We start from the raw sequence: 26788 nt of genomic DNA, 5'->3' as shown, positions 1-26788 counted from the left end.
AACATGGACTGGATGGAAAAAGAGCTCGAGCGATTAAACGACGCTTCGCTAGAGAGACTGTTACGAGGCAGTGCCGCCACTCCTCAACTTCCCGGTTATACGATGAGAGGAGAACGATTATTGCTCAATCTTGCCTCTAACGATTATTTGGGACTCGCTCAACATCCGGCTATAATCGATCAAATGCGCGAAACGCTTCTTGCCGAAGGAAGCGGCTCGGGAGCGTCGCGCCTTGTGACAGGCAATCTTTGGCCTTACAGCGTTCTTGAAGAACGGCTGTCCCGCTGGCAGGGAAGCGAAGCGGCGCTTGTATTTGCCAATGGGTATATGGCCAATTCGGGTGTTATTAGCGCGCTTGTGGGTCGCAACGATGTCGTATTCAGCGACCGGTTCAACCATGCCAGCATCGTGGACGGCATTGGATTAAGCCGTGCGGAGCATGCTCGTTACCGACATAACGATATGGAGCATTTGGAGGCGTTGCTTAACAAGCATCAGGATAAAAGGCGCAAACTGATTGTGACGGATGCCGTCTTCTCCATGGACGGCGATGCAGCTTCTTTAGTTAAACTGGCCGAGCTCAAACGCAAGTACGGAACGATGCTAATGGTCGACGAAGCGCACAGCGGGGGGATTTACGGGGAACGCGGCCGGGGATTGTGCAATGAGCTCGGAATCCAGCATGAGGTAGATATACATATGGGAACATTCAGTAAATCGTTTGGCGTATATGGCGCGTATGTATGCGGCAGCCGAACATTAATTCGCTGGCTCGTTAACAAGGCCAGACCGCTCATCTATTCAACGGCATTGCCACCCTCCATCGTAACGGGCATTGCAGCGGCGCTCTCCTTAGTCGAAGCGGAACAGTGGCGCCGCGAACGGTTATTTTCGTTAAGCGCATCGTTCCGATCGAGGCTTCTTCATGCCGGTTTTAAAGTTGGTACAGGAAACTCGCCGATTGTACCGGTCATTGTCGGCGATAATGAAGCGGTCCTTCGTTTCAGCAAAGCGCTTGAACGGAAAGGGATTGAAGCGGTGGCCATCCGGCCGCCTACCGTTCCCGAAGGCACGGCCCGAATTCGCTTCTCTTTAACGGCTGCTCATTCGGATAAGGAAGTGAACAATGCGGCCGAGATCATCTGCGCGACCGGTCATCAGTTAGGGTTGATTCGCCGATGAACGCGTCGACGAAAGGCATTGTCCTATGGCTAACGGGATGGAGTCTGCCGGATAAGGTTTTTGACAGGCTCCGCAAGCTGCTGCCGGAATATACTCATCTTTCTATCGATTACAATGCATCGGATACTCCGGAGAGCATGCTGGCCTTCGTAGAGTCCGTGGTGAAGAGGATTCTGTTTGCGGATGAGGCGGATTGCAGCATTAGACGGCCTCGGGGCCCGGTACTGATCTCCGGTTGGTCGCTCGGAAGTTTACTGGCGCTAAGATTAGCGGTTCATGGTTACGCGGACGGCTTGGTGTTATTCGGAGCAACGGCAAAGTTCACGCGTCCCCAAACAGAAAGTGCTCTTGGCTTTGCAGATGTCCACGTACGGCAGATGATCAGAGGAATCTCAAGGGATCGGGCAACTGTGGAACTGAATTTCAGACAGCTCCTGTTCACGGCTGCAGAACGGGAAGCGGGTTTTGCTGCATTTCTTCCTCCTATCGGCAGCTGGACAACCCCGGCCTTAATTTCAGGCCTTCAGATTTTGCGAAGCGAGGAATGTTTTTCTCGATTGTCGGGTATTGCTTGTCCGGTTCTTCTTTTTCACGGGACGGCGGATCAAATTTGTTCTTACCAAGCTGTATTGGAGCTTAAAGATCAGTTGCCGCAAGCGAAACTAGTTACAATCCCCGCTAGCGGGCATGTGCCTTTCTTGGGAAGAGAAGCCCTCATAGCCGAAGAATGGAGGAGGTGGCGGCATGGCCGGCAAGAAGGCGATCCAACGACAATTTAATCGCAGCTCCATGACGTATGACTCGCATGCCGGGGTACAGCGTACGATGGCGGATCAGCTTATGAAATCTCTCCTAGCGTATACAAACAAGGGGGCTACGAACGAGCCTAACATTCTTGAGATCGGCTGCGGTACCGGGGCTTTAACCCAAATGGTCGTGAATGAATGGCCAAGCGCGACTGTTACTTCGCTTGATATCGCATCCGAGATGATCAAAGCGGCCGAGCAACGTTTCTTATCGGTAAATCATTCTGCGGGAAGCGTTAATCGGATATCCGATCGGATAAGCTTCATTCATGCGGATATTGAACAATGGGCTGCTGATGCTCCATCGTCCTCGTACGATCTTATCGTCTCCAACGCTTGTTTTCAATGGTTAAGCGCCCCCCGGGAAACGCTTGGACATCTCCGTCGACTGCTCCGTTCCGGGGGGATGCTGATCTTTGCCACATTCGGTCCGGATACCTTTCGCGAGATGCATTGCTCCTTTCATGAAGCGTACCGGGCTTGGGGAATGGAACCTCAACGTCACGGACTATCGTTTCTTACGCCGCTTGAGTGGAAGCTCGCCCTCGAGGAATCCGGATATGTAAGCTTCGATTATGAACGTACTATTCAAGTTGAGAAGTATGCCTCCGCCCGCGAATTTCTTCATTCGGTTAAAGCGATGGGAGCCAACGCTTCAGAAGCCGTTCCTCTAACGGGGCTCAGTTTGCGGCGCTTATTCACCAGCATGTATAAGGAATACGAGGAAAAATTCAGTTTGCCGGGTGGAGTTGCCGCCACTTACGACCTCCTAATCATCCAAGCGGCGGCTTCTTGTTAAGATGGCGAACATCGTCCGGGATTGACAAAATGGAAGTCATTAGGTAAAGTTCTTCTTTCGGGTAGCCAATATCCCGAGGATTATGTGAGAAGGCTTGCTGAGGCATGAGGGGATTAATTCAGTCGGGGGGATAACTATGAAGATAACGAAGGTAGAAACAAACGGGGAAAATATCGCTGTCGTTAGCAGCAGCGAAATCGTCATAATGGATGTTCAGTCCGCCTTGGACCTCATGGCCACCGTTCGATATGAAACGGACTGCGATCGTTTTGTAATAAACAAAAATCTGTTAACCGAAAACTTTTTCGAACTGAAAACACGGTTAGCAGGCGAAATTCTTCAGAAGTTCATCAACTATCATGTGAAGGTTGGGATTTACGGGGATTTCTCTGCGTATCCAAGCCAAAACCTTCAAAATTTTATTTATGAATGCAATAAAGGAACGGATTTCTGTTTCTTGCCGACAGAGCAACAAGCGATTGAGAAATTAAGCGGCTTGAAGTAAAAGCCGGAACGGGGGAGGAAACGAATTGCCCGAATCGCAAAGCGCTCATGCCGAGTACCCTATGGTGAAGATTGCGGCAGGGGAAGTGGAATTAAGAGACGATCGAATAAAGAAGAGATGGACGGCGGAAGTAAATACCTTTATGCTTGCTCCTGTTCCTGTTACGAAAGCGCTATATGACTCGATATTGGCACAGCAATCAATTGCAACTAACGACCATCCTCAGGAGCCGGTCGTTAATGTCTCATGGCTTGATGCGATAACCTTTTGCAATTTGTTGTCGCAACGATCAGGGCTAGAGACCTGTTACTCGGTAAGCGACGATGGCGAGAGCGTTGTCTGGGACTTGGGAACGAACGGTTATCGTCTTCCTACGGAAGCGGAATGGCAATATGCGTGCAAAGCAGGGACGACCGGGTATCGGTACGGCGAGCTTGATGAAATAGCTTGGTTCGATGAAAACTCTGAAAGCACAGCGCATGAAGTAGGCCAAAAGCAGCCGAATGCGTGGGGGCTTTACGATATGTTAGGGAACGTATGGGAGTGGTGCTGGGATCTATACGATGTGAACGTATACGGCTCCTATAGAGTTTTCCGCGGGGGAAGCTGGGCGGAAGAAGCTAGAGGCTGCGGAGCGACATGCCGGCGCCGCAGTCATCCGACGTTCCGCATCGACGATCTCGGCTTTCGCCTGGCGAGGTCTTTAGTCTAGTAAGTACAATACGATGTATCATATAGAGAGGCATTCCCTTCGATAGCTAACAATGGGGATGCTTTTTTTGAGTTGAGCGCAGCTTGTCGCATTCATGATCCTATTTACTTTTATTGCATCTTACGCTATACTCAAATCAAAATGTTAGTTATCACTAACTATCATGAGTTGAAAAGGTAATGGTGAAAGTAGAATGTGAGGAGAACAAGATGACCCTGGACAGCAAAACCAAACTGATGATTGCAGCTATAGATCTTATGGCTGAGAAAGGCTACAAAGGCGTTTCTACGAAGGAGATCGCTGCAGCGGCGGAGGTCAGCGAAATGACCTTGTTCCGTAATTTCGGCAGCAAGCAGAATCTGTTGGACAGAGCCGTCGATCATTATCATTATTCTGTGGAAATGACACAAGTATTTAACGAAAAAATCGTTTGGGATCTGAGAGCGGATTTGTTCATGATAAGCGATATGTATCATGAAATCATGAACCGTAACCGCAAGCTGTTTCTTATTGTCTTAGGCGATAACGAGCTGTCCGCTATTCGGGAAAAGGCGCAGAAGCATCCTCGTACGCTGCTGGAGCTGTTGACGAATTATTTGACGGACATGCAAAGAAAGAACAAATCAGTTTCAACCGATGCGCAGGCGCAGGCGATTACGTTCATGTGGATGAATTACGGAGCGTTTATGTCGCAGCTGTACGGTGCGTCTCCGTTTATGGAAAGGACTACGCAGGATTACATGAAGTCAAGCATCGACTTGTTCGTAAGGGCATTAACGCCATAGTGGTTGTCGAAGATCGGCTTGACAGTGCTAACCAACTTTATGACGAGGTGATACGATGAATAACCAAAATCCCGGTTCTTACAAGCAAGTTGGCCAGACGGCTTCGGCGGGCTACCAGGTCGGCGTTCGGAGAACGCTGCCTATATCGCCGGAACAAGCCTGGTCGTTTTTAACCTCAACGGAAGGGTTGAAATTATGGCTTGGAAACGTCTCGGGCCTAGCATTTCACGAAGGTGAGACGTTCGCGTCCACTGAGGGCATCACGGGTCAATTCAGGGTAGTCAAGCCATTGCTGCAGCTTCGGTTAAAGTGGGGGAAGAAGGGCTGGGTGAAGCCTTCCACCCTGCAAATCCGGCTGATCCCAGGCAAGCCTGGCCAGACAACGATCAGCTTCCATCAAGAGCATTTGGATCATCCGAATACGCGGGAACAAATGAAACATTATTGGGAAGACGTAATTAATGAAATGAGTCAGCAAACAAGCTTCATAAATGACGAAGAGGAGAGGGATTCCTATGAATAAGTTCAGCCACATCGACCTGCGGGTGAATCAACTGGAGAGCGTATTGCCGTTTTACGAAAAGCTGCTGCCTGAATTGGGATTTACTCGAACGTTCCATAGCGAGAATTGGAAGGTGTTTGCCGCTGAGGGTGAACTGCCTAGTGCCGCTTATTTTGCGATTACGGAAGATCAGGAGCATAAGCCGAATGCCAATTTAATAGGATTTTGGGCGGATGACCAAGCTGAAGTCGACCTTATCGCGAAGGTGGTCAAGGAAAGCGGCGGCATCATTAACGACGGCCCTAGGCTGTTCCCGATCAGCCCTACATATTATGCCGTCTACTTCGAAGATCCTTGCGGAAACAAATACGAAATCGTCCATCGATTGAATTAGATCACAAAAAAAATTGGAATGGAGGACAAAAAATGAAACCGAGAATTTCCGTACTCACGCTCGGAGTAGATGATTTAGAAAGATCGCTTGCGTTCTACCGGGATGGATTGGGGTTTCCGACGGAAGGAATCATAGGAACCGAATTCGAGCATGGAGCAGTTGCTTTTTTTGACTTGCAGGCAGGTATGAAACTTGCAATTTGGAAGCGTGAAGATTTGTCTCACGAAGCTAAGGTTCCTCTGTCGTCTTCAAGCTCTACGGAGATGACAATTGGTCACAATGTCGGCAGCAAAGAAGAAGTGGATGCTGTGATGCTGCAAGCCGAACGAGCAGGCGCCGTCATCACGGATCCTGCGCATGACGCCTTCTGGGGAGGTTATTCCGGCCACTTCCTGGATCCCGACGGCCATTTGTGGGAAATTGTCTGGAATCCGGCTTGGGATCTTGCGGAGTAAGTAGAGATCTGAAATAAACAGAATCGAACGGAGAAACAATAATAACAAGTCCGCGACAAATGTCGTGGGCTTTTTCTTGTCTGACGGAGTATTCCTATTGTCAAATAGGTCGTAACGACATATAATAGGTGTTGTGGCGACCTATAAGTCGTCACGACATATTGAACGAAATAGGAGGTGACGATATGACTGCACCAGAGACTGTCGTTAGTCCGAAGAAATCTGAAGTTTTTTCTCTTCGAGCAATTCTGGCACCGATGTTAGCTATTATTTGCGGGATGATTATGGTCATTATGGATGGGACTATAGTTAATGTGGCGATTCCTACGCTGGTTGAACTTTTCAGCACAAACCTCATTACATTCCAATGGGTCATTACGGGGTACACATTAGCGATGGCTGCCGTCATTCCTGTTGCTGGCTGGCTGACAGACAGGTTTGGGTCTAAACGGATTTTTCTGCTAACCATCATCCTATTTACTTTAGGCTCGGCACTTTGTTCGATGGCGCAGTCGATCGAACAGCTTATCGCATTTCGAATTTTGCAAGGTTTGGGCGGCGGTATGGTAACTCCGATCGGGATTGCGCTTGTATTCAAGCTGGCACCTCCCGAGCGAAGAGGAACCGTGCTCGGCATGCTGGGTATTCCTATGTTAGTTGCTCCCGCTCTAGGGCCGATATTATCGGGCTGGCTGATGCAAGAGGCGAGCTGGCATTGGATATTCCTTATTAACGTACCCGTGGGCACACTGGCACTTCTGCTCGGCCATAAGTTTTTGGTTAATGATAAAGGCCGGAACTCGCATCCGCTTGATTATGTTGGTGTGGTACTCGCACCTATAGCATTCGCCTTGCTGACTTACGGGTTAAGCGAAAGCGGGAACAGCTGGTCATCCTCTACGGCTATTGCCGCCCTTGCAGCGGGAGGTGTTTTATTGCTGCTCTTCGTCATCGCGGAACTAAGACACCCCTATCCGTTACTGGAACTACGCGTGTTCAGATCCTCTCCATTCAACCGGAGCATTGTCATGTTATGGATCGTACAGATTACATTGTTTGGCACCATGCTATTAATTCCTATGTATCTGCAAAATATAAGAGGGATAACGCCGTTCGAATCTGGATTAATGACGCTTGCGCACGCTCTGGCGGCCGGTATCGCAAATCCGTTTGGCGGGCGAATGTTTGATCGAATCGGCATACGGCCATTGGCCTTTATTGGTTTAAGCCTGATAGCAGCAGCATTGTTTATCCTTACGTCCATTACCACGGCAACAGATTTATTCATTGTTATTGTTAGTTTAATCCTGTTGGGACTCGGCACAGGCTTTACCATGATGCCGCTAAATACACACATCCTTAGCTCTGCTCCCCCTCATCTTGTAAGCCGGGTGACCCCGCTCACGACATCGACGCAGCAAATCGTTATCTCCTTCGGCGCAGCTAGCTTGGCGGGTTATTTGACATCGCGAATCGCCTGGCATCAATCCGCATCAGGCCATTCATTGAAATCAGAAGCGATGGGGTTTGCCGACACCTTTTTGCTTGCTGCCTGCATCGCATCGTTATGCGTCGGACTTTCCCTCTTTCTAGGAAGACCCCAGAGGGAGCAAATAAAACAATCCGAACGAATGAAAGGAGAACAAAGCAAATGAAAAAAGCGATGGTCATCGTGCGCATTATATTCGGCGTCATGCTTCTTGGAATAGGGTCGTTCAATTTAATTGGAGTTATGCCGCCTATGCAATATCCCGAGCCGGCCCATTCATTCATGAACGCTTTGTTGGAAACGAAATACCTTATGTTCACCGTTAGCTTGCTAAAAGTTTTAGCCGGTCTATCTCTGTTGACTCGTCGTTTTATTCCTTTGGCACTTGTGGCATTCGTACCTGTTACGGTCAATATGATCTTATTTCATGCCTTTCTGGACTTTAAGGGTATCGCGCCTGCCCTGTTCGTCGGACTTCTCCATCTCTTTCTACTCTATGGTTATCGGGATGCCTATAAACCGATGCTGAAGGCCGAACGGCTTCGGGCAAGTACTTGACCTGAAATAACGGATATATTCTGATATAGTAAGTGGAGTTGCGGTTTTCATTTTGGAGGCGATATCATGTACGAGTTGTTTGTTCTTGGAGAATTATCGATAAACGCTAAACACGGCTATGACATCCAGTATATGTTGAAAAATACGGTCGGACCCATTCAACAAATCAGCAATGGCACGCTCTATCCTCTTATTTCCAAGCTTGTCGAGAATGGCTACATCAATCAACGAGACGAGCCGCAAGAAGGCGGCAGGCAGCGCAAAATGTATGAATTGACCGAGGCTGGACGGCAACGTTTCGATGAATTGATGGCTGCACCGCTTGAATACAGTACGGATATTGAACTTCAATTGCATTTTAAAATGACGTTCTTCGGTTACGTATCCAAGGAGATCCGCTTGGCAACGATGGAGCAGTATTTAGAATATTTGCAGTTTAACTTGAAATATATTTTGGAATTGGAATCGCAAGTAGCATCGAAGCCGGAAATACCGGAAACGAAGAGAGCGGAAGTGTTAAGAATGTTTGGCCATCGAAGAAGCGCTACGGAATCGGAAGTGCAATGGACATCGAACGAAATCAAGCATATCAATGAAACCTAACTACCGAAATGGAACAAAAAGAACAAGTCCACGACGAAAGTCGTGGACTTGTTCTTTTTGCGCTTTAGTTGCTCCGATCCAAGTTATCCACATAATCCTTGGCTTCTTTAAGGCCAACGCCGCTCGATTCCCTGAACTCTTTGATGGCCTGAATTCTTTTTCCTGAAGCAACCAGTACGCGCAATCTCTCGTCAAGATTTGCTGCGGGGCTAACGCGGGTCAATTCCGGTGATGAATCGGGCACATTTGGGGTTGTCTTGGTTAATCGTGACCCCTCCTGCATCCTATTAGACCATTGAAAATCGGATTTGATATCATTAAGCTGTCTCTGCAAGCTGATCACTTTCAGCAGCAGAAGCAGTGACAGAATTAAAGCGCTGAGCGCTATCCATTCCACCGGCTCCATTTGGAATCGCTCCTTCCCATAATTTAGTTCATTATTATTCAAATTTTCTCAGATGATTCTAAATGAAGCTTTTTCTAAAGTATACATGATAAGAGAATTCCAAGAGCTCTTAAGGAGGTATTGGCTTTGTTAAATATTAAGAACAAATCTATCGTTATTGAAATGGAACGCGATGATTTATGGCAATTAGGCACAGCATTAATTAATGGAATAATTATGGAAACCAAAATAAAATGGAGGCTTTTTTATAAAGGAGAAACAGAAACGGGCTTTCTTCGTTATGTTCGACTCCAACATCATGTAATCTTCGTATATCTCGAAGAAATCTATATGCACCTAGAGAGAATGGAATTGCTGGATAATCTTGATGACGAATTGCTATCTCTTTATAGACAAAAGCCTTCATGTTAAAATTATTGGAATTTACAGAAAACATTCGGTCATGTAAAATGTTGTTAAGATTCTAATCGCAAGCTGGAGGTGAATCATGACCGAATTTGTTAATGTTTCCGCACTAATCCCAGATCACCCCGGACTTCATGTTTGTCTTTCCGATACTACCCCAGTACAAGTGCTTCAATGGCAATGCAAGGGTGAACCGTTTGCGGATAAGCAACGCGGCGTCTATTCAGAATCTCCCGCTCATTTACAAAAGGCCGAGTCTTTTATTTACTTAGCGAAAGAAACTCGTGCTCACCTTGTGATTACCCCCGAATACTCATTTCCAGACGAAATATTAAATAAGATTGTTCACGAGCCCACCCTCTGGCCAGCAAAAGGAGCACTTTGGTGCTTAGGAATGGAAGGGTATTCATTACTTGAGTTCAGTAAAAGAATGGATGAATGGGAAAGTACGGGACGAACTTTAGTTAAAAGGAATGCATTCATTCGTCTCACGCAACAAAGTTTTGTCGATGTGCTTGTATATCTATTTTTGATTGATGATGACACCCTGTGTATTCTTCCTCAGTTTAAAACGGTTCCTATGTCGGAACCGTGGAACGACTATGAAGTACCTGGATTATGTAAAGGCGAGGTTATCTATATATTTGACCTTTCAGGATGCAAAGCCGATCAAAACCGATTTCTTTCCTTGATATGTTCAGATGCATTGAGTATTAGTCCGCAACAATTTTTAGATAAGACCCAGGGTAAACATCTGACCATCTTTCACGCTCAATTGAATCCTAACCCAAGACATCCGGGCTTCCGCTCATTTAGAAGTGGACTTTTTGATCAATATGCGGGGAGGGATATCAGGCTAATAACGCTTAATTGGGCTGCAGGAACCAAAATCGAAGGGATGCCATTTAATAAACCCTGGTCGGCTTTTTATAAAAAATCGACTGACGGTGCAGTAGTGAAAAAAGATTTGAGAGTAAAGAATCTCGATAAAGGTACTTTTTACGCTTTACATAGACATACGGAAATTTGGTACAGCCATAGAGAAGATCATTGTAAGATATTTGATATCAATAAGGGATTTGAAGTTGGAGTCTCCCATACGCTGACGGCACATCATGAACCTATCACTCATTCCAGTTACAATTTTGATGAATCCTCGCGGAAGTGGATTTCCGGGCTTTGCAATCCATCTTATTCGATTCATGATTTGGTAGAAAGCATTGGCGAAGATTATGATTTCCCGTTATACGCCGATGCTCATGATTGCGATGCCTTCTTTGGGTTGTGTTTTGGCCACTTTTTGGAAGGCGAGCTGAGGGCGGACGACGATGAAGTGGTCACTCGCATGATGTTTGGATCGGACTCGGAGGCAGACACGAAAAGGAGACGCAAAGCAGGCCAATATAAGCGCTTAATCCGGGTGCTTCAACGGCAGCGATTTCCGCAAGAATTTATGGAGCTCGCGAACAATCATCGATTTTATATAGATTCGGAGACCGCCGAGTCAACTAGTAAGTATGGTAATGTATACCCAAAAGATAGACCGCTCCATGAACTGAACCCGTTTCATTCGATACTTTGCATCATTTCGGATTATACCAACTCTTTTGACGTTGAAAAGCAGGTCAATGGTATTATTCAGCAGTTGCATTCTAATTTTCATCATAAGCTTGTAGTCTATTATCAGCCTGATGAATGGGACGAGTATACTTATTTCGATTTAAGTCAAACAAGGATCGATAAGGCGACCCTTACTAAGACTATGAGTTCAATAAAGGAATAATGATTAACATGGGGGGTTGTTATGCGTTTAGGCGATCTAGTAAGACAGTTAGGCTTTGGAGCTGACACTAAGGGTGAGCTTTTTGCGTTTCAATCCGATTTATTTAAAGTATATAAATTGAAACGCAAAGAAGATATAACGAACGGTGATGTTTTCTCCGAGTACATTTTTGTTGAGGTTTCCGATCATGCAATAAAGATAATGACATCCGATACTGAAATTAAGTATTTTCGCGATTTTCAAGCAAAACTATTGTCCGAGATTTTTTTCGGCCATAAAAGCGACCTTCGTTGGAATCTTTATTTGATTCTCATCGTTGGTTCCTACGATCGCTTGAATGATACAGGGATTCTGCAATTAATTGAAAATGATGCCGATTATGCACGGAAGTTTGTAATGACTGCAGAGGATGCGCTTCAATGGTTGGATAAGGCATGGTTAAAGAGCTTATCGGATGAAGAAAATGTTAATCTTGATCCTATACAAGAGTGGCATAATGAATTAATCGACGTTGGATTAACGGGTTGCTTAACGGAAACCTTTCTTCAAGGACATGTATTGAATTTTTTAGATGGACAAGCTTTTCTTTCTTCCGATCATGTTGCAGCCCCCCATAGAACACGACAAACCGAAAATTTTGACGAAGTAATCCAGCAAATCGAAACAGTGACGCTCAATGGCTTTCGAGCCCATTGTTTCGATAACTTGGAACCTCTTCATCCGACACGAGTGAATTTGTTGCACGGACCAAACGGATCAGGCAAAACCTCGATTATGGAAGCAATCGAATTCGCTTTTACAAACGAAATTAATAGGTGTTCAGAATTCGGTGACGACATAGCTGATTCACTTAAGTCGATTCATGTGAGTTGTATCACCGAATCAAGCAATACCATTCACTTTCAGCCAGGAAAACCAAATGCTTTTTATAAAAAGCTGGCTCAGAAATGGTATGGCATTCCGGCCGGCAGACAATCATCCGAATTAAACAGTTTTTACCATCGTTATAATTTTTTCGATTCCGAAGCCGCTTACAGGTTCGCTTTAAATGAAAGCGGTCAAAGCGATAAAAATAAATTTGATTATTCCGATAATCTGAGTCGATTGGTGTTTGGCGATGAGGTCATCGAAACGCAAAAAAAATGGTTGAGGTATCTTCAAGAATTTGATGAAAGGACGGAAGACTTAACCAAACAGCATAACAATTATATGTTAATGATTGAGGCATCGAAACAAGAACTATCCAAAAGCAACGAGAACGGCGATGTTCGATTTGATGAATTAGATCGTCACTTAAATGCAGTAAATCTAAGACCGGCCAGGAAACAGCGCGATAAAAATGAATCGATGAGCGCATATCTCTCGCGATTATATCTTCTCTTTCATTCTATTGAAGGCCAGCGGCAACAAATTGTTGAAGCCCGATTAGACGGCGATATGCTTTCATTCGAATACATGAATAAGCAACAAATACACCTTCGAGAAAAAATGAATGAATTTTTGCATGAGAAACGAAATATCGAAGAGTTCATTGCCAAGCGGGAAACAGAAAGAGCAGAACTAAATAAAAAGCTGGATGAAAGCGAATCGCTTCTTGCCAGCTCCACCTTGTCTTACGATCAAATTAAAGGTATTCAAGAAAAGTGGCAGGAAATAAAAAAAATAGTTGAACAACCCGATCGTATCCTATTAAGGCAGAACATAGAACAAAGGGAAGAAGAGCTTAGCCAAAAAGTAGAAACGATCGATCATTTAAATGCTAAGTATCCTATTATAAATACGATTACTGAAAAGGATTTATTGCTATTGTCGATTGAAGAGCATTCAGCGCTATTGATAATGAACAGAGAGAAAGATGCTGCTCGTTCCGTTCTCAAGGAACAGCTAAACAAAACGGAAAAACTTGCCGGAATAGTCGAGGCTACCGTCACTCGTTTGCAAACAACGGGTGAAGAATTCCTGAAAAGTCATGAGAGTTCTACAGTATGCCCGCTTTGCGCTCAAGACTACGGTACTCATCAGGCGCTTATTGATGCACTCGCGCAAGCCCGATCAATGACTAGTTTTAATAGCGAACAGTTGGTAGGCCTGCATGAGCAAATACGTTCGCTTGAAAATGAAATCGAAGAAATCGAGGAACATATTTTACTTCATGAAAAAAATGCGCTTAACATAGAATTAATTGATAAAGCCTTTAGTGAATTGTTATCAAGCAATTTTTTCAAGAATATCCACCTTGATTTTCCGATAAATGAAAAGTTGAATGAATGGCGTACGGTCATTGCATCAAGAAGTGAGCTTATAAACGAATTATCCCAAGTACGGGGCCAAATCCGAGCATTCGATGATTCCGGAATAACTCGTCAAATGATTGTTCAGGCTGAACAATTTCGCCAAGAAAACGCTCTGTACAAAGAATACGAATCAAATGATAAAAGCGATTCTTTTGAGGATTTTCTGTTCAAGAAGGAAGCATTATTATTAACCGAGCTTTCCCGATTAAGGGAGACAAACGTATCGCTTGAAAAGCAACAGCGGGATAGTTTGTCCGAATCCATACATCGGCAGTCCCTTGAAGCCGTAGTTTCTTCAATTACAGACATCGAACAAAAACTAAAGCATATTACGAATCTTCTTGAGAGTTTAAACTTGCTTTTGGATGATTTTGATCTTGGCAGTGAAGTCAACTTGCTCTCATGGTCTGCTCATCTCCAGAAGGTGCAGATTTATACGGAATTGTTAATTAAAAATCAAGAGCGATTGAAAGAGGAAGCCATTTTGCAAGCTGATGTTGATGAAAAAGCGAAAATGCTTTTAACAATTGAAAGTCAACTGAAAAGATGTAAGGAAGCTAGTGCGGCGCTGGGTAAACTCAAACCATTACGGGATTACACAGAAGGATTTATCATGAGCAATATCTCCCAAATCGAACGATTTTTTAATATGCTTCATACCCCTAGAGAATTTGATCGGATGGAATTGGCCAAAGATGGTTTGTTGCTTCGTCGAAAATGGGACGGAAAACATGTGAAAGGCCACCAAATGTCATCGGGACAACGTGCTTCGTTGGCACTTTCGGTTATGTTTGCGATTCATTTGGCAGCGCCTGGAGCACCAAGAGTTCTCATGATGGACGAGCCGGTAGCCAATATGGATGATCTTCACCTTATGAATCTGCTGGATCTGCTCCGTGATTTGTCATTATCCGGCAGACAAATATTTTTTACAACCGCAAACCCGGATGTAGCAAATCTTTTCAGAAGGAAATTCAGTTTTTATCGCGAGCAGTTTACGCACTTCGAATTTATGCGTTCATCAGGCGAACCTGTCCGAATTGAACCCATTCACTATTCGCCATATATAGAACCCCCTGTTATTAAACAGGTTAATCAAAGATAGAGGAGAATTCAAACCTTATGGCTAGTTTAACCACCATTCATGATCTTTTGCAGCGACATTTTGAGAGCGGCAGTTGTGCATCCGGATACTTAAGAGGGAGGATTCCGGGATTTTCGGCACTTTTGTCGGACTTCTTTGCCAGTCGGTCGGATATCGAACGAATTCAAAAAGCGGAATATTTAAGCGAGCGCATATTGTCGTTGACCGACTTTGCCGATATGATTCCTCTGCGTTCCGAGGTGGCTACGCTTGAGATAAAGCGTTTGATCGCCTATAAAAAACAGACGGACCATACCGCACATACGTTGTATTTGTTTTTACTAGGGGTCTGGGTATACGATAATGTGTCGGATATCAGGACGGCCATAGATAAAACAATAGATAGTTCGAAGCCTATCAAATTATTTCTCTTTCAATGGACGTTTGCATCTCTGCTTCATGACGTAGGGTATTTGTTTTATGACTTTGATAGCGGAACGAATGCCGGCTCCTGGAAGATGTTCGATGAAATGCTTTCTTTTGAATTTATAAGCAACCATGCAGATGAATTATCCGATGGCGGCAAGTCGGAACTGAAACAAGCATGGAACAATCTTATATCAACCTATGATTTGAAGGAGCATGCCTCTAACCGGAGCGCTTCGGAATTAATAGAGTCATTGGATAACATTCCATGGCTTAACGACCTCTTGCCTGGGCATCAGACAGGGCTCGGCGCTATGGAATCAGGCGAGGTTATAGGGCCTGGTTTGCATCGATTCGCTTATGATATGGCGAAAAGCGGATATGACGGTAGTACGCCGGTTGTCGATCATGGGATTGCAAGCGGGTTAATGCTATTAAAATATACTTCGATTTGGTATTGGCTAAGTCAACACTCGGAAACACGCTATCCGCAATTGAACTCCGAGTTGAATGCAAACTTTCATTATTATCCGAATATCTTTATTAAACATGTTCTGCCCGCATGCAAGGCAGCAGCTTATCATAATTTCCCGAATGTAAAATATTCGCTTGAACAAGATCCATTGCTTTATCTGGCCGTACTTTGCGATGAATTGCAAATCTGGGATCGATTTTTGTCAGGTCAAGGCCATATAGACAATTGGAAAAACGTTGATCATTGCGTCGCAGAGAAAATGAATGCCGAAATGATTATGGATGAAATGAATCAGCCTAAACTTCATATTTTGACATCGGAGACTCATTTCGAAAAACTAGTGGTTTCGTTGGATAAACGCGTGAATAATTGGAATCGATATATTCAAATAACAAGGTTTTAATTCTGGCGTAAAATGGGATACCTTTACAAATTGAAGGGAATGACTCATAACAAATAGGGATCAGCGGATATGATAAATATCCGCTGATTTTTTTGTTAATAATAGGAAAGCTGATGTTTAGTATTCGTTATCGATGTTGGGTATTCGTTATTTCGTATGCGTGCAGGATCAAGTATCGTTAATGTTGCTATAACAACTTAATAAATATCCGGGAGGTTATGGCATGAAACGATCCGGAGCGGCGCTTGTACTCGCAGCTTTAGCAGCAACCGGGTGCGGGAACGGCACGGACAATCGATCGGATGCAGATACGGCAGACAAGCCTTTTGCCGGACAGACGATCACCTTGGTAACCGGCTCTCACCCATGGGTTGACGCGATCAGGCCGCTTCTGCCGCAATTCGAAGCCGAGACGGGAATGAGCGTCAACGTACAAGGCTTTTTCGAGGATCAGCTGACCCAGAAGCTGACGGTACAATTCACGTCGCGATCCGAAACGCCGGATGTATTCATGTACCGGCCTCTGCAAGAGGGCAAGCTCTTTTACCGGAATGGCTGGTTGGAGCCTTTGGACGAGTATGCAAAGCGGGAAGCGGAATACGACTATGAGGATTTCACGCCTCAGTCTATTCGGTCTTCGATCGTGGATGGCAAGCTGACCGGGATTCCGATTATTATCGAACAAGCCATTTTATATTATCGCAAAGACTTGCTTCAAGAAGCCGGCTTATCGGTTCCTCGGACGATCGAGGAATTGGCGGAAGCCGCCGGCAGGCTGCATGACCCGAGTAACGGGGTGTATGGCTTTGTCGCCCGCGGTCAACGCAGCCCGCTGGTCACTCAGGTGTCTTCCTACCTCTATTCGGAGGGAGGCGATTTCACCCGGGGCAATAAAGCCGCGATCAACACGCCCGAAGCGATCAAGGCCTTCACTAGGTACGGCACTCTTCTGCGGAATTACGGTCCAACCGACGCCATCAATATGTCCTGGCCGCAAGCGAGCGCTTTTTTTGCGGAGGGCAAAGCGGCGCTGTATACGGATGCGAACTCCATTTACAAGATGACGATGGATCCGGACTATCCCGGGGTGGCGGAGAACGTAGGCTTTGCGACTTTTCCTGCCGGGGCCAAGGGGTCAAGACCTTATAACATCACTTCGTGGGGACTTGCCATTAACCCGAAATCGGCACATAAGGAAGCGGCATGGGCGTTCGTGGAATGGGCTACCAGTAAAGAAATCACCTTGCTGATTCAACAGAAAGGGATTCCCGGACCGAGATCCTCGGTATGGGATCGGGAAGAAGGAACGGCCGGATTTCCGGCGGAGCTCGTTAACGTGTTCAAGAAAACGGTCAATGGAGGAGTCGACCATGACCGGCCAACGACGATCAATGTGGCGGAAGCCCGTGAAACGGTTGGCGAGATCGTACAGAAGGTAATAACGGGGGAGAAGGATATTCAGGAGACGGCGGATAGAGCGAACGCCGCCTTGCAGGCGATTCTCGACAAAGAAGCGGAGTAAGAAGGTGCAGCGGTTGCGGGGCAGATTATCTATTTTCAGCAAAATTGTAATTACGACTGTTCTATTGCTCATTCCGATCCTGCTTCTATACAGCTATTCCAATCGCATTGCGAGCAACGTGGTAGAGAAGCAAGTCCGTTTATCCCACCTGAGTCAGCTTACGTTTCTGATGAATCAAATGGATTCGATCATCGAGAACTTGTCCATGTTCCCGGTGATCATCAGCTATGATCCCTACATCCGTGAATTTATAAGCGTCACGGGCGAATCGCTGAAGGCTCAGGCACGAGTGACCGAGAAGCTAAGCCTCCAAAGCGTATCCAGCGCATGGTCGAATGATCTGACCTTCGTCCTACCTGGCGAGAAGAAGGTGCTCTCGTCTAATATTTACATCAATGGCACCAAGAATTGGCCGGTAGATCGCCCGATAAGTCAGGTCTGGCAGTATGACGAGGACAGATCCCGCGGATTTCCGGCTGGAACCTTCATTCGGGAAATAAGCGAGCCTGCTAATGCGATTACTTACGCCGAGTCGGATGCCGTATTTCAAGTGCGTTTTCCCGTGCAAAATATGAGCGACATGCTGGACGCATACAAAAAAGAAAACAGAAGCGATCCTTTCTTGTACCATCCCGATTATAAGACGATCCCGAACAGTACGCTTGGAACATCGGCGGCGGATTCCATCATCCGGAATATTCTGGACCATGCTTCCGGAACTTCAGGACAACAAACGATCCGTATCGAACAGCAGAGGTATTTGGTCAGCTATGTGAAATCCCGGCAGCTCGGTTGGTATCTCGCCGACTATGTCCCTGTAGAACGCATTGTCTCGCCAATCATGTCAGCGCGCAACTGGTTTTACAGTTCGATCGCTTTGCTGCTTATGATGAGCGTTATCGCTTCGTTCCTGTTGTACAGAAACGTTCAGATTCCGCTCCGCAAGATGATCCGCGGCGTGCAGCGGATGAAGGACGGCGATCTCTCCTGGCGGATCCATTACAAGTCGAAAAGCGAATTCGATGATCTGATCCGGCATTATAACGAGATGGCCGAGCAGATTCAGCGGTTAATCGAGGACGTGTATACCGAGAAGCTACGCTCACGGGATGCTACCGTAAAGCAGCTGCAATCGCAAATTAATCCGCATTTCCTGTATAATTCGCTTTTCTTCATTATTAATTCGGCCATGATGGACGATCGTGATGCCGTTATCGCCATGACGGAAAATTTGTCGGCGTACTACCGGTATACGACGAAGGTCGAGAATCAACAAGTAACGGTTGCGGATGAACTGGATTTAGTCAGGCATTACCTTAACATTCATCATCTGCGCATGGGACGGCTGGAGTATTCCATCCGCGTATCGGACAAGATGCGGTGTGAACCGGTACCTCGCCTTATTCTTCAGCCGCTTGTAGAAAATGCCATCATTCATGGGATTGAACCGCGCGTGGGCGGAGGCAAGATCGTCATAACGGATGAGCAGGACGACCAATACAACCGGATTATTGTATCGGATAATGGAGTCGGTCTATCGGAAGCGGAGCTTGAGCAGCTGCATCAGAAGCTGGAACAGCATGATTCCGTCACGGAAGAGCTGGGGAGCGGAACGCGAAATGTACACCAGCGTCTTCGTTACCAGTTCGGCGGTGATTCAGGCTTAAAGTTCCGGAACGCGCCTGACGGCGGATTAATCGTAACGGTAACATGGACCCGCAATAACGGAGGCAAGTCTTTCGTAATTGGGGAAGGGAGGATGGGATAGCAAATGGCGCAGCTCATGCTTGTTGACGACGAAGCCCATGTGGTGGATCGTTTTGCGACAACCATCGATTGGAAATCGGTAAGCATCGAAGGGGTCTATCGGGCTTATTCCGCCGCCGAGGCTTTAGAGCTGCTTGAGCAGTACTCCATCGACATCGTGATTACGGATATTAAGATGCCGGGCATGTCGGGGCTTCAGCTCATTGCCGAAATCCGCAGACTATGGCCAAAAACCAAATGTATTTTGTTGTCCGGTTATTCCGACTTCGACTTCGCCAAGCAGGCGATTCTGTATCAGACGGAAGATTACTTGCTTAAGCCTGTGAAAGAGGACGACCTGTTGTCAACGGTGAAGCGGGTGCTGCTCAAGCTCGAGCAGGAATGGGAAGAAGTCGTTTCCAGCCAGCGAATGACCTATACACTCAAAGAAAATTTGCCTCTCCTGCGGGCGAATCTCCTTCATGAGCTGCTGCAGGGCAAGAAGTGGAGCGCCGAAGGGCTTCAGGAGAAGATGAATAGGCTGGAGATGGGCAGCCCCGTTTGGGAAAGCTTCGCCTTAATGGTCATCCGGATGGACGAACCCTTTCTCCAATACGAACTAGAGGATCAATCGTGGAAAGAATATGCCGTAAGCAATATGGTCGAAGAATTGTTCGGCGCACGGTACGCGATCTGGTACGCGAAGGACGCCCATGATTATTTGGTCTTTCTCCTGACGGCGAAGCAGGAAGACGGCGCCGAAGACGATCCGATTTGGTTCGAACGCACGGCGGCCGCGCTTCAATCAGCCGTATGCGCGTATCTGAAAGCGAAAATTTCTATTTTGGTCAGCAAAAGAGGGATATTCCCCGAGGATGTGGCCTCTTACTACAACCGCTCGATTGCTTCTTTCCGCAAGCGGATCGGCAATGAGCGCGAGCTTTTCATGCGGCTTGAGGATGAGGATAAGTCGGCTGCGCCCATTCATTCCCTGCAGAGCCTTTATGAGCCGCCAACGTTGATCCATCTGCTTGAGGCTGCCCGGTGGGATGTCATCGAAGAGAAGCTTCATCGCATTTATGAAACGATGGAGAACGGCGATGCCGTATCGCAGGAGCATTTGCTCGAGGTATATTTCACGATTGCCTCTGCCTATACGTACATTGCCCATAAAAACGGACGGCGTTTGGCAGACCTGATTGGCAGCTACTATGACCGGATGTCGGAAGGCTTTCCTTGCCGGTCCTTGAATCATCTTCGGGAATGGTCGTTTCGTACGCTTCAGCATATGAGGGAGGACATGGACCGGGAAACTCAAGATTCCAGATCCGCGTTGATTCGGGACATTCAAACTTTTGTCGAAGAGAACGTTACGCGCGATATTTCGCTTCAAACGATTGCGGAGAAGGTCGTCCTCCATCCCGTGTATGTATCGAAAGTATATAAGCTGGAAACAGGGGAAAATATAAGCGATTACGTGCAGCGCGTAAAAATGAAGAAAGCGGAGCACATGCTGAAGCTGACCAATGAAAAGATCTATGAAATAGCAACCCAGCTTGGCTATCAGAGACCGCATTCCTTCATTTACGCCTTCAAGAAGATGTTCGGAATCACTCCGCAGGAATATAGAGATCGTTACCTGACATAACGAAGGCAACCGCTTCGAATGCAGTAAAATCATATCCAGTCACATACAAAAACGGAGGTTACACCATGTTGCTATTTATCGTACTCGCGGCGATCGTCGTGCTGCTATTGTTGATTACCGTCGTGAAGCTCAATCCTTTCGTCGCTCTGATCATCACCGCAATCGGTGCGGGATTGGCTGCGGGAATGCCTATTCTGACAACGGAAGACCAGCCGGGAATCATCGATTCCATTAAGACGGGCATGGGGAATACGCTTGGATTTCTTGCTATCGTCTTAGCGCTTGGCACAATGCTTGGCAAAATGATGGCGGAGTCCGGCGGAGCGGAACGCATCGCCCGTACCCTGATCAAATTGTTCGGCGAACGCAACGTCCATTGGGCGATGATGTTTGTGGCGTTTATCGTCGGTATTCCGGTGTTTTTCCAAGTCGGTTTCGTTCTTCTTATACCGCTCGTATTCACGATTGCCAGACAAACGGGTCTTTCACTTGTGAAAATCGGCGTTCCGTTAGTTGCCGGCTTATCCGTCGTTCACGGTTTGGTGCCGCCGCATCCGGCCGCGATGGCTGCCGTAGGCATCTTTAATGCAGATATCGGAACGACGATTCTGTATTCCATCATTGTCGGCTTGCCGACGGCTATCGTCGCAGGTCCGTTATACGGGAACTGGATCGGCAAACGAATCCACAAGGAAGTTCCGAAGGAAATGGGCGATCAACTTACGGAGAATAAAGAAGCGATGCAGCTACCAGGCTTCTTTAATACGCTGTTTACGATTTTGGTACCTGTACTTCTGATGCTGATTGCAACGCTGGCCGACTTATTCCTTGAAAATGGAACGCTTGACAAGGGGGATCTTCTATTCCAAGCGGCCAAATTCGTCGGCGATCCTGTCGTTGCCCTGCTTATTGCAACGGTATATTCTTTCTTCAGCCTAGGTTTCTTCAGAGGCTTAAGCCGGGAAATGGTGCTGAAATTTTCGAATGATTGCTTGGCGCCTACGGCTACAATCCTGCTCGTTATCGGCGCAGGCGGCGCATTCAACCGCGTATTGCTGGACTCGGGCATCGGCGATTATATCGCGGAGCTTGCTACCCAGTCGAATGTATCGCCGATTTTGCTTGGCTGGGGTATTGCGGCGATGATTCGCGTTGCGACCGGCTCCGCAACGGTATCGATGATGACGGCGGCGGGCATTGTTGCTCCTATCGCCTTAGCGATGCCGGGAACGAACGTTGAGCTGCTCGTGCTTGCGACCGGTGCAGGCTCGCTCATCCTCTCGCATGTGAACGACTCCGGTTTCTGGCTGATCAAAGAGTATTTCGGCATGAGCGTGAAAGAAACGCTTCTTACGTGGACGGCTCTCGAGACGATCATTTCCGTCGTAGCGCTCGGCTTGATCTTAGCCTTGAATACGGTTGTCTAAATCGGAATTCGAGGATGAAATGGAAGAAAGGAGAGATTGCAGGATGACTTCCTCTTATGTGATTGGCGTCGATATTGGAACTACGAGTACAAAGTCCGTATTATTCGATACGAAAGGCGTGCTGCAAGCAAGCCATACGATAGAATACCCTCTATATTCGCCTAAGCCCGACGTTGCGGAACAGGACCCGGACGAAATATTCCGCGCGGTTATCGGCACGATCAAGCAGGTCGTGCAAGGCAGCGGCGTGAATTCATCCAGCATAATGTGCGTATCGTTCAGTTCTGCAATGCATAGCGTTATTGCGGTCGACGGGGACGGCCAACCGCTTACCAGGTGCATAACCTGGGCGGATAATCGAAGCGCCTTCTGGACGGAACGAATCAAGAACGAGATGAACGGCCATCAAATTTACTTGCGCACGGGCACGCCACTGCATCCGATGGCCCCGCTCTCCAAGCTTACTTGGCTAAGACATGCGGAGCCGGATCTGTTCGCGCGTACGCACAAGTTTATTTCGATTAAAGAATACGTCTTCTACAAATTGTTCAAGCAATACGTGATCGACTATTCGATAGCTTCCGCAACGGGGATGTTCAATCTGGCAAAGCTGGCCTGGGACTCGGAGGCGCTAGACGTTGCAGGAGTGACGGCAGAGCGATTGTCCAAGCCCGTACCAACCACGCACAGCTTGACCGGACTTGCTGCCGAATGGGCGGCTGAATTGAATTTGCCGGCTTCGACGCCTTTTGTCGTAGGCGCAAGCGACGGCGTCTTGTCTAACCTTGGCGTGAACGCGATCGATCCGGGAACGGTTGCCGTGACGATCGGGACAAGCGGAGCAATCCGTACCGTAACGGATCGTCCGGTCACCGATCCGAAAGGAAGAATATTTTGTTATGCGCTGACGGAGGATATGTGGGTCATCGGCGGACCAGTCAACAACGGAGGAATGATCTTCCGTTGGCTTCGCGACCAGCTTTGTTCAGCGGAGGTGGAGACGGCGCTCCGGCTCGGCAAGGATCCTTACGAGGTGCTGACCGAGATTGCTTCCCTCGTGCCTCCGGGCGCAGACGGATTGTTGTTCCATCCCTATCTGGCAGGAGAGAGAGCACCGCTATGGGATGCGAATGCCAGAGGCTCGTTCTTCGGGCTGGGTCTTCACCATAAGAAACAGCATATGATTCGCGCTGTTTTGGAGGGCGTTATTTTCAACCTGTTCACCGTATTCATGGCGCTCGAAGAACTGATCGGCCAACCGAAGAAGATACAGGCGACAGGCGGATTTGCACGGTCCGAGCTATGGCGTCAGATGATGGCCGATATTTTCGGCCAAGAGGTGCAAGTGCCCGAGAGCTTCGAGAGCTCTTGTCTGGGTGCCGCTATTCTAGGCATGTACAGCATTGGCGAAGTCGACTCCTTGCATGTCGTCTCGACGATGATGGGTTCGTCGCACAAGCATTTGCCGAATCCCGATCATGTCGTGAAATACAAGGAACTGAGCCGGATATTCGTACGAATGTCCAGGCTTCTGTCGGATGAGTATCAGGAAATCGCGGCTTATCAGAAAAAGTGGATGTAAAGAGTTTGGATCATTGAATAAGCATGCCTCTCATTCATAAGGGGCATGCTTTTTTGTTTGTCACAAAAATCGCTCCTATATCGTTTTACAGGAAATAGAGCATATAGGAGCGATGGTCATGAAAACATTAACCTGCATCGTTATTGGTGCCGGATACGCAGGTATCCATGCAATGAAGGAAATTCGTAAAAGTTTGAAAAACGGAGAGGGCAGCCAGCCTGTTCGATTTATTTTGATCGAAAAAAATACGTACCATTTCCGTAAAGTGTTGTTGTTTAAACCGGCGGTAACGGATGAAGAGGTTCGCATACCGCTGGCTCAATTGTTTCCGGAGGGTGTTGAGCTTCTTCAGGCGACAGTCACATCGATTGCAACAACAGAGAAAAAACTTCAAATGCTTGACGCTACCGGCAACGAGCAAACGATAAGTTATGATATTCTCGTTGTATCGGCGGGCAGCGTCGTTCGTCGACCTGAAGCAAGCTCCGGGGGACTGCCGCTAGCCACATTGGACGATGCGCAAAAGATACGGGAAGTATGGCGTGCAAATTTGCAATTGGCTGCAACAGAAGCGAATTCACTGGAACGCAAGCGCTTGATGACCATCGCAGTAGCGGGAGCAGGTATAAGCGGTATTGAGACTGCTGCTGAATTGGCTTATTATGTTAAGGAAGAAGCCCGGCAGTTGGGGCTGGAACCGAATGCCATAGACATCCGCTTATACAATGCTCATGACAGACTCTTTATCAATGGACCGGAAAAAGTTTCCGTGAAATTGGAGCAGTTCTTAACGGATAGCGGAGTAAAGGTCGTGAACGGAAGCCGGGTGCTGCAAGAAACGGACGGGTGCTTGCGTTTGCCGGACGGTGGCGAACTGCCCGTTGGTCTGTGCGTTTGGACATTAGGCTTGATGCCGAATCCTATCCTCGAACAATGGGGCTTGCCTGTTACTGCGGACGGATTTGTGCAGATTGATACAAGCTACCGGGTCAAGGGCGCTACCGGCTTATACAGCATTGGCGATTGCGCTAAAGTTGTCGACCCGCGTACGGGCCGTTCAGACGGGATGACCTGTAAGGAAGCAATACCGCAAGCATCAAGACTCGCAAAAGTAATAACGGCTGATCTTAACGGACAACCGGCTCCCGTGCATACGGGCTACATGGATACTTTCAGCATTGGGCTGGGACCGGAGAAAGGATTAACTTGGGTCCGCAAGTGGGGCATTGATCTTATGCTTACGGGCAAGCTTGGATATCGGATCAAACGATTTACTTGGGATTTGGCCAGCACAATCAAATAAGGTGGAGGAAATGGATTGGATCGATTATATGCGCGTTATAAAGGACTTCTGCTTTCACTTGCTTATCAGCTAACCGGCTCGTTCTCCGATGCGGAGGACATCGTGCAGGACGTCTTTCTGAAGGTGTATGACGCGGATCCGCAAGGCTTGGCAGAAGCGCCGCAAGCATATTTGTGCAAGATGGTAACGAATCGCTGCCGGGATCTGCATAAGTCGGCACGTAAACGCAGGGAGCAATATGTCGGCCAGTGGCTGCCTGAGCCCGTACCTACCTCAAGCGATGAACCGTTTGAAGCGATTGCCCGCGAAGAATTGTTATCCTATGCTATGCTCGTCCTATTGGAGAAGCTCTCTCCGGCAGAGAGGGCGGCGTTTGTGCTCCGTGAGGCGCTTGGCTTCGAATATGCCGACATTGCCGCTATTATTGATAAAAGCGAAGCAAACAGCCGCAAGCTGTTCAGTCGAGCAAAAGGGAAAGTGGGAGAGTTCGCCAGCGAGATGCCCGTGGAGCTCAACGAAGGCAATGTTGCATGGGTTCGGCAATTTTTGTTCATGCTCCAACAGGATCATGTAGATCAAGTCCAGGCTATGTTAGCCAAAGATGTCATGCTGATTTCCGACGGAGGAGGAAAAGTGAGTGCCGCGGTCAACCCTGTCGTAAATCCAGATTTCGTTTCCCGCTTCCTATTGGGGCTGGTTCGCAAAAATGTTCGAGACGGCGGACATTCGCTGGTTAAGATCAGTGAAATAAACGGGCAAGTTGGCGTCCTTATATACTCTGGTCAGGATATTGAGACTGTTATTTTGTTTCACGTCGAAGAACAACTCGTTCGTAACATTTACATGGTCAGGAATCCGGACAAACTGAAGCTCTTTAAGGCATAATCGTCCCTACCTACTCAACCACGTCCTTAGGACGTGGTTTTCTTTCGTCTATAAAGACAAGATGATGTATATTATTATTGACACTATGTATACTAAATGTTACATTGTGTATGAAAAACTTTACTTATAGTTCGATAAACGGATAAGCGGAGGGGAATTGCATGTCCTATCAAGAGAAGAAAAATATAGTTTCGCTGATCAGCACGGTATTGATTTTCGGCTTCTATTGTTTGTATGTGTATGAAAGGTTTAAAGATACGATCTTGGAGGGGGAAGCGCTCTTTCGCTTCTGGGGGGCCGTTATATTAATCCTCATCCCAATAACGATCGTTGCTAAGATTATCATCGAGATTATATTCATCATCATTAACCGGATCGCGACGAGAGAAGTAGAGCCTTCCTTCGCCGACGAGCTCGACAAGCTAATCGGTTTGAAAGCGATGAGAACGTCGTATTTTGTATTCATTCTCGGATTCTTGCTTGCGATGGGAGCGTTAGTGCTGCAGATGCCGCCAGCTACAATGTTCATCATTTTGTTTTTGTCAGGATTCGTGTCGGAAGTAGCAGGGATCGTATCGCAGCTTTATCTCTATCGGAAAGGAGTCTGAG

25 protein-coding genes are annotated in these 26788 nt (G+C 47.2%); 24 read left to right on the top strand and 1 reads right to left on the bottom strand.

Features of this window, described 5'->3' with window-relative positions:
- Positions 1-3 precede the first annotated feature (3 nt).
- From bioF to J2T14_RS04300, 12 genes are all read left to right on the top strand, one after another.
- The gene (bioF, locus tag J2T14_RS04355; RefSeq protein ID WP_307468117.1) at positions 4-1182 is read left to right on the top strand and encodes an 8-amino-7-oxononanoate synthase; all 1179 of its coding nucleotides are present in this window, start codon (positions 4-6) and stop codon (positions 1180-1182) included.
- Entirely contained in the window at positions 1179-1961 is a 783-nt protein-coding gene (locus J2T14_RS04350; RefSeq protein ID WP_307468115.1) for an alpha/beta fold hydrolase, read from the top strand. Before bioF ends, J2T14_RS04350 begins: the two co-directional genes overlap by 4 nt.
- Positions 1927-2787: a malonyl-ACP O-methyltransferase BioC gene (gene bioC / locus J2T14_RS04345; RefSeq protein ID WP_307468114.1), complete on the top strand. Its 861-nt coding sequence runs from the start codon at positions 1927-1929 to the stop codon at positions 2785-2787. Before J2T14_RS04350 ends, bioC begins: the two co-directional genes overlap by 35 nt.
- 136 nt (positions 2788-2923) lie before the next feature.
- Entirely contained in the window at positions 2924-3292 is a 369-nt protein-coding gene (locus tag J2T14_RS04340; protein ID WP_307468111.1) for a DUF4180 domain-containing protein, read from the top strand.
- A 61-nt stretch (positions 3293-3353) separates the two neighbouring features.
- Positions 3354-4004, top strand: coding sequence for a formylglycine-generating enzyme family protein (locus J2T14_RS04335; protein ID WP_307468594.1), 651 nt, complete (start codon positions 3354-3356; stop codon positions 4002-4004).
- Positions 4005-4213: 209 nt separating this feature from the next.
- Positions 4214-4789 carry a TetR/AcrR family transcriptional regulator gene (locus tag J2T14_RS04330; protein ID WP_307468108.1) on the top strand — a complete coding sequence of 192 codons (576 nt, stop codon included), beginning with the start codon at positions 4214-4216 and terminating at the stop codon, positions 4787-4789.
- A gap of 55 nt (positions 4790-4844) precedes the next feature.
- Positions 4845-5312: an SRPBCC family protein gene (locus J2T14_RS04325; protein ID WP_307468105.1), complete on the top strand. Its 468-nt coding sequence runs from the start codon at positions 4845-4847 to the stop codon at positions 5310-5312.
- A complete protein-coding gene (locus J2T14_RS04320) occupies positions 5305-5685 on the top strand; it encodes a VOC family protein (protein ID WP_307468103.1) in 381 nt (126 codons plus the stop codon). Before J2T14_RS04325 ends, J2T14_RS04320 begins: the two co-directional genes overlap by 8 nt.
- 32 nt (positions 5686-5717) lie before the next feature.
- Positions 5718-6140, top strand: a complete 423-nt coding sequence (locus J2T14_RS04315; protein WP_307468101.1) for a VOC family protein — start codon at positions 5718-5720, stop codon at positions 6138-6140.
- Between the two features lie 185 nt (positions 6141-6325).
- On the top strand, positions 6326-7795 hold the full coding sequence (locus tag J2T14_RS04310; RefSeq protein WP_307468099.1) for an MDR family MFS transporter: 1470 nt from the start codon (positions 6326-6328) through the stop codon (positions 7793-7795).
- The gene (locus tag J2T14_RS04305; RefSeq protein WP_307468095.1) at positions 7792-8187 is read left to right on the top strand and encodes a hypothetical protein; all 396 of its coding nucleotides are present in this window, start codon (positions 7792-7794) and stop codon (positions 8185-8187) included. The genes J2T14_RS04310 and J2T14_RS04305 overlap by 4 nt, the downstream gene beginning before the upstream one ends.
- Positions 8188-8253: 66 nt before the next feature.
- Positions 8254-8790 carry a PadR family transcriptional regulator gene (locus tag J2T14_RS04300; RefSeq protein ID WP_307468091.1) on the top strand — a complete coding sequence of 179 codons (537 nt, stop codon included), beginning with the start codon at positions 8254-8256 and terminating at the stop codon, positions 8788-8790.
- Between the two features lie 64 nt (positions 8791-8854).
- Here J2T14_RS04300 and J2T14_RS04295 read toward each other — a convergent pair whose 3' ends face one another.
- On the bottom strand, positions 8855-9196 hold the full coding sequence (locus J2T14_RS04295; RefSeq protein WP_307468087.1) for a ribosomal protein L7/L12: 342 nt from the start codon (positions 9194-9196) through the stop codon (positions 8855-8857).
- A gap of 126 nt (positions 9197-9322) precedes the next feature.
- Between J2T14_RS04295 and J2T14_RS04290 the strand changes: the two genes are divergently transcribed.
- The 12 genes from J2T14_RS04290 (at position 9323) to J2T14_RS04235 (ending at position 26787) form a co-directional block, all read left to right on the top strand.
- Positions 9323-9607 carry a hypothetical protein gene (locus J2T14_RS04290; RefSeq protein WP_307468085.1) on the top strand — a complete coding sequence of 95 codons (285 nt, stop codon included), beginning with the start codon at positions 9323-9325 and terminating at the stop codon, positions 9605-9607.
- A gap of 76 nt (positions 9608-9683) precedes the next feature.
- Positions 9684-11384, top strand: a complete 1701-nt coding sequence (locus J2T14_RS04285) for a hypothetical protein (protein WP_307468083.1) — start codon at positions 9684-9686, stop codon at positions 11382-11384.
- A 21-nt stretch (positions 11385-11405) separates the two neighbouring features.
- Positions 11406-14783, top strand: coding sequence for a hypothetical protein (locus tag J2T14_RS04280; RefSeq protein ID WP_307468081.1), 3378 nt, complete (start codon positions 11406-11408; stop codon positions 14781-14783).
- Between the two features lie 17 nt (positions 14784-14800).
- Positions 14801-16066: a hypothetical protein gene (locus tag J2T14_RS04275; protein ID WP_307468078.1), complete on the top strand. Its 1266-nt coding sequence runs from the start codon at positions 14801-14803 to the stop codon at positions 16064-16066.
- Between the two features lie 223 nt (positions 16067-16289).
- On the top strand, positions 16290-17588 hold the full coding sequence (locus tag J2T14_RS04270) for an ABC transporter substrate-binding protein (RefSeq protein ID WP_307468075.1): 1299 nt from the start codon (positions 16290-16292) through the stop codon (positions 17586-17588).
- Between the two features lie 4 nt (positions 17589-17592).
- A complete protein-coding gene (locus J2T14_RS04265; RefSeq protein WP_307468072.1) occupies positions 17593-19356 on the top strand; it encodes a sensor histidine kinase in 1764 nt (587 codons plus the stop codon).
- 3 nt (positions 19357-19359) lie between these two features.
- A complete protein-coding gene (locus tag J2T14_RS04260; protein ID WP_307468070.1) occupies positions 19360-20982 on the top strand; it encodes a response regulator transcription factor in 1623 nt (540 codons plus the stop codon).
- Between the two features lie 65 nt (positions 20983-21047).
- Positions 21048-22409, top strand: coding sequence for a GntP family permease (locus tag J2T14_RS04255; RefSeq protein WP_307468068.1), 1362 nt, complete (start codon positions 21048-21050; stop codon positions 22407-22409).
- A gap of 43 nt (positions 22410-22452) precedes the next feature.
- On the top strand, positions 22453-23991 hold the full coding sequence (gene gntK, locus J2T14_RS04250) for a gluconokinase (RefSeq protein ID WP_307468063.1): 1539 nt from the start codon (positions 22453-22455) through the stop codon (positions 23989-23991).
- A gap of 118 nt (positions 23992-24109) precedes the next feature.
- The gene (locus J2T14_RS04245; protein ID WP_307468061.1) at positions 24110-25294 is read left to right on the top strand and encodes an NAD(P)/FAD-dependent oxidoreductase; all 1185 of its coding nucleotides are present in this window, start codon (positions 24110-24112) and stop codon (positions 25292-25294) included.
- Positions 25295-25309: 15 nt separating this feature from the next.
- Positions 25310-26179 carry an RNA polymerase sigma factor SigJ gene (gene sigJ / locus J2T14_RS04240; protein WP_307468057.1) on the top strand — a complete coding sequence of 290 codons (870 nt, stop codon included), beginning with the start codon at positions 25310-25312 and terminating at the stop codon, positions 26177-26179.
- A gap of 161 nt (positions 26180-26340) precedes the next feature.
- Positions 26341-26787: a hypothetical protein gene (locus tag J2T14_RS04235; protein WP_307468054.1), complete on the top strand. Its 447-nt coding sequence runs from the start codon at positions 26341-26343 to the stop codon at positions 26785-26787.
- The last annotated feature ends 1 nt before the right edge of the window (position 26788 follow it).

This window comes from Paenibacillus harenae, from assembly GCF_030812415.1.
Classification (GTDB): domain Bacteria; phylum Bacillota; class Bacilli; order Paenibacillales; family Paenibacillaceae; genus Pristimantibacillus; species Pristimantibacillus harenae_A.
The sequence above is the reverse complement of the archived record's forward strand: the minus strand, read 5'-3'. Positions and strand labels throughout refer to the sequence as shown.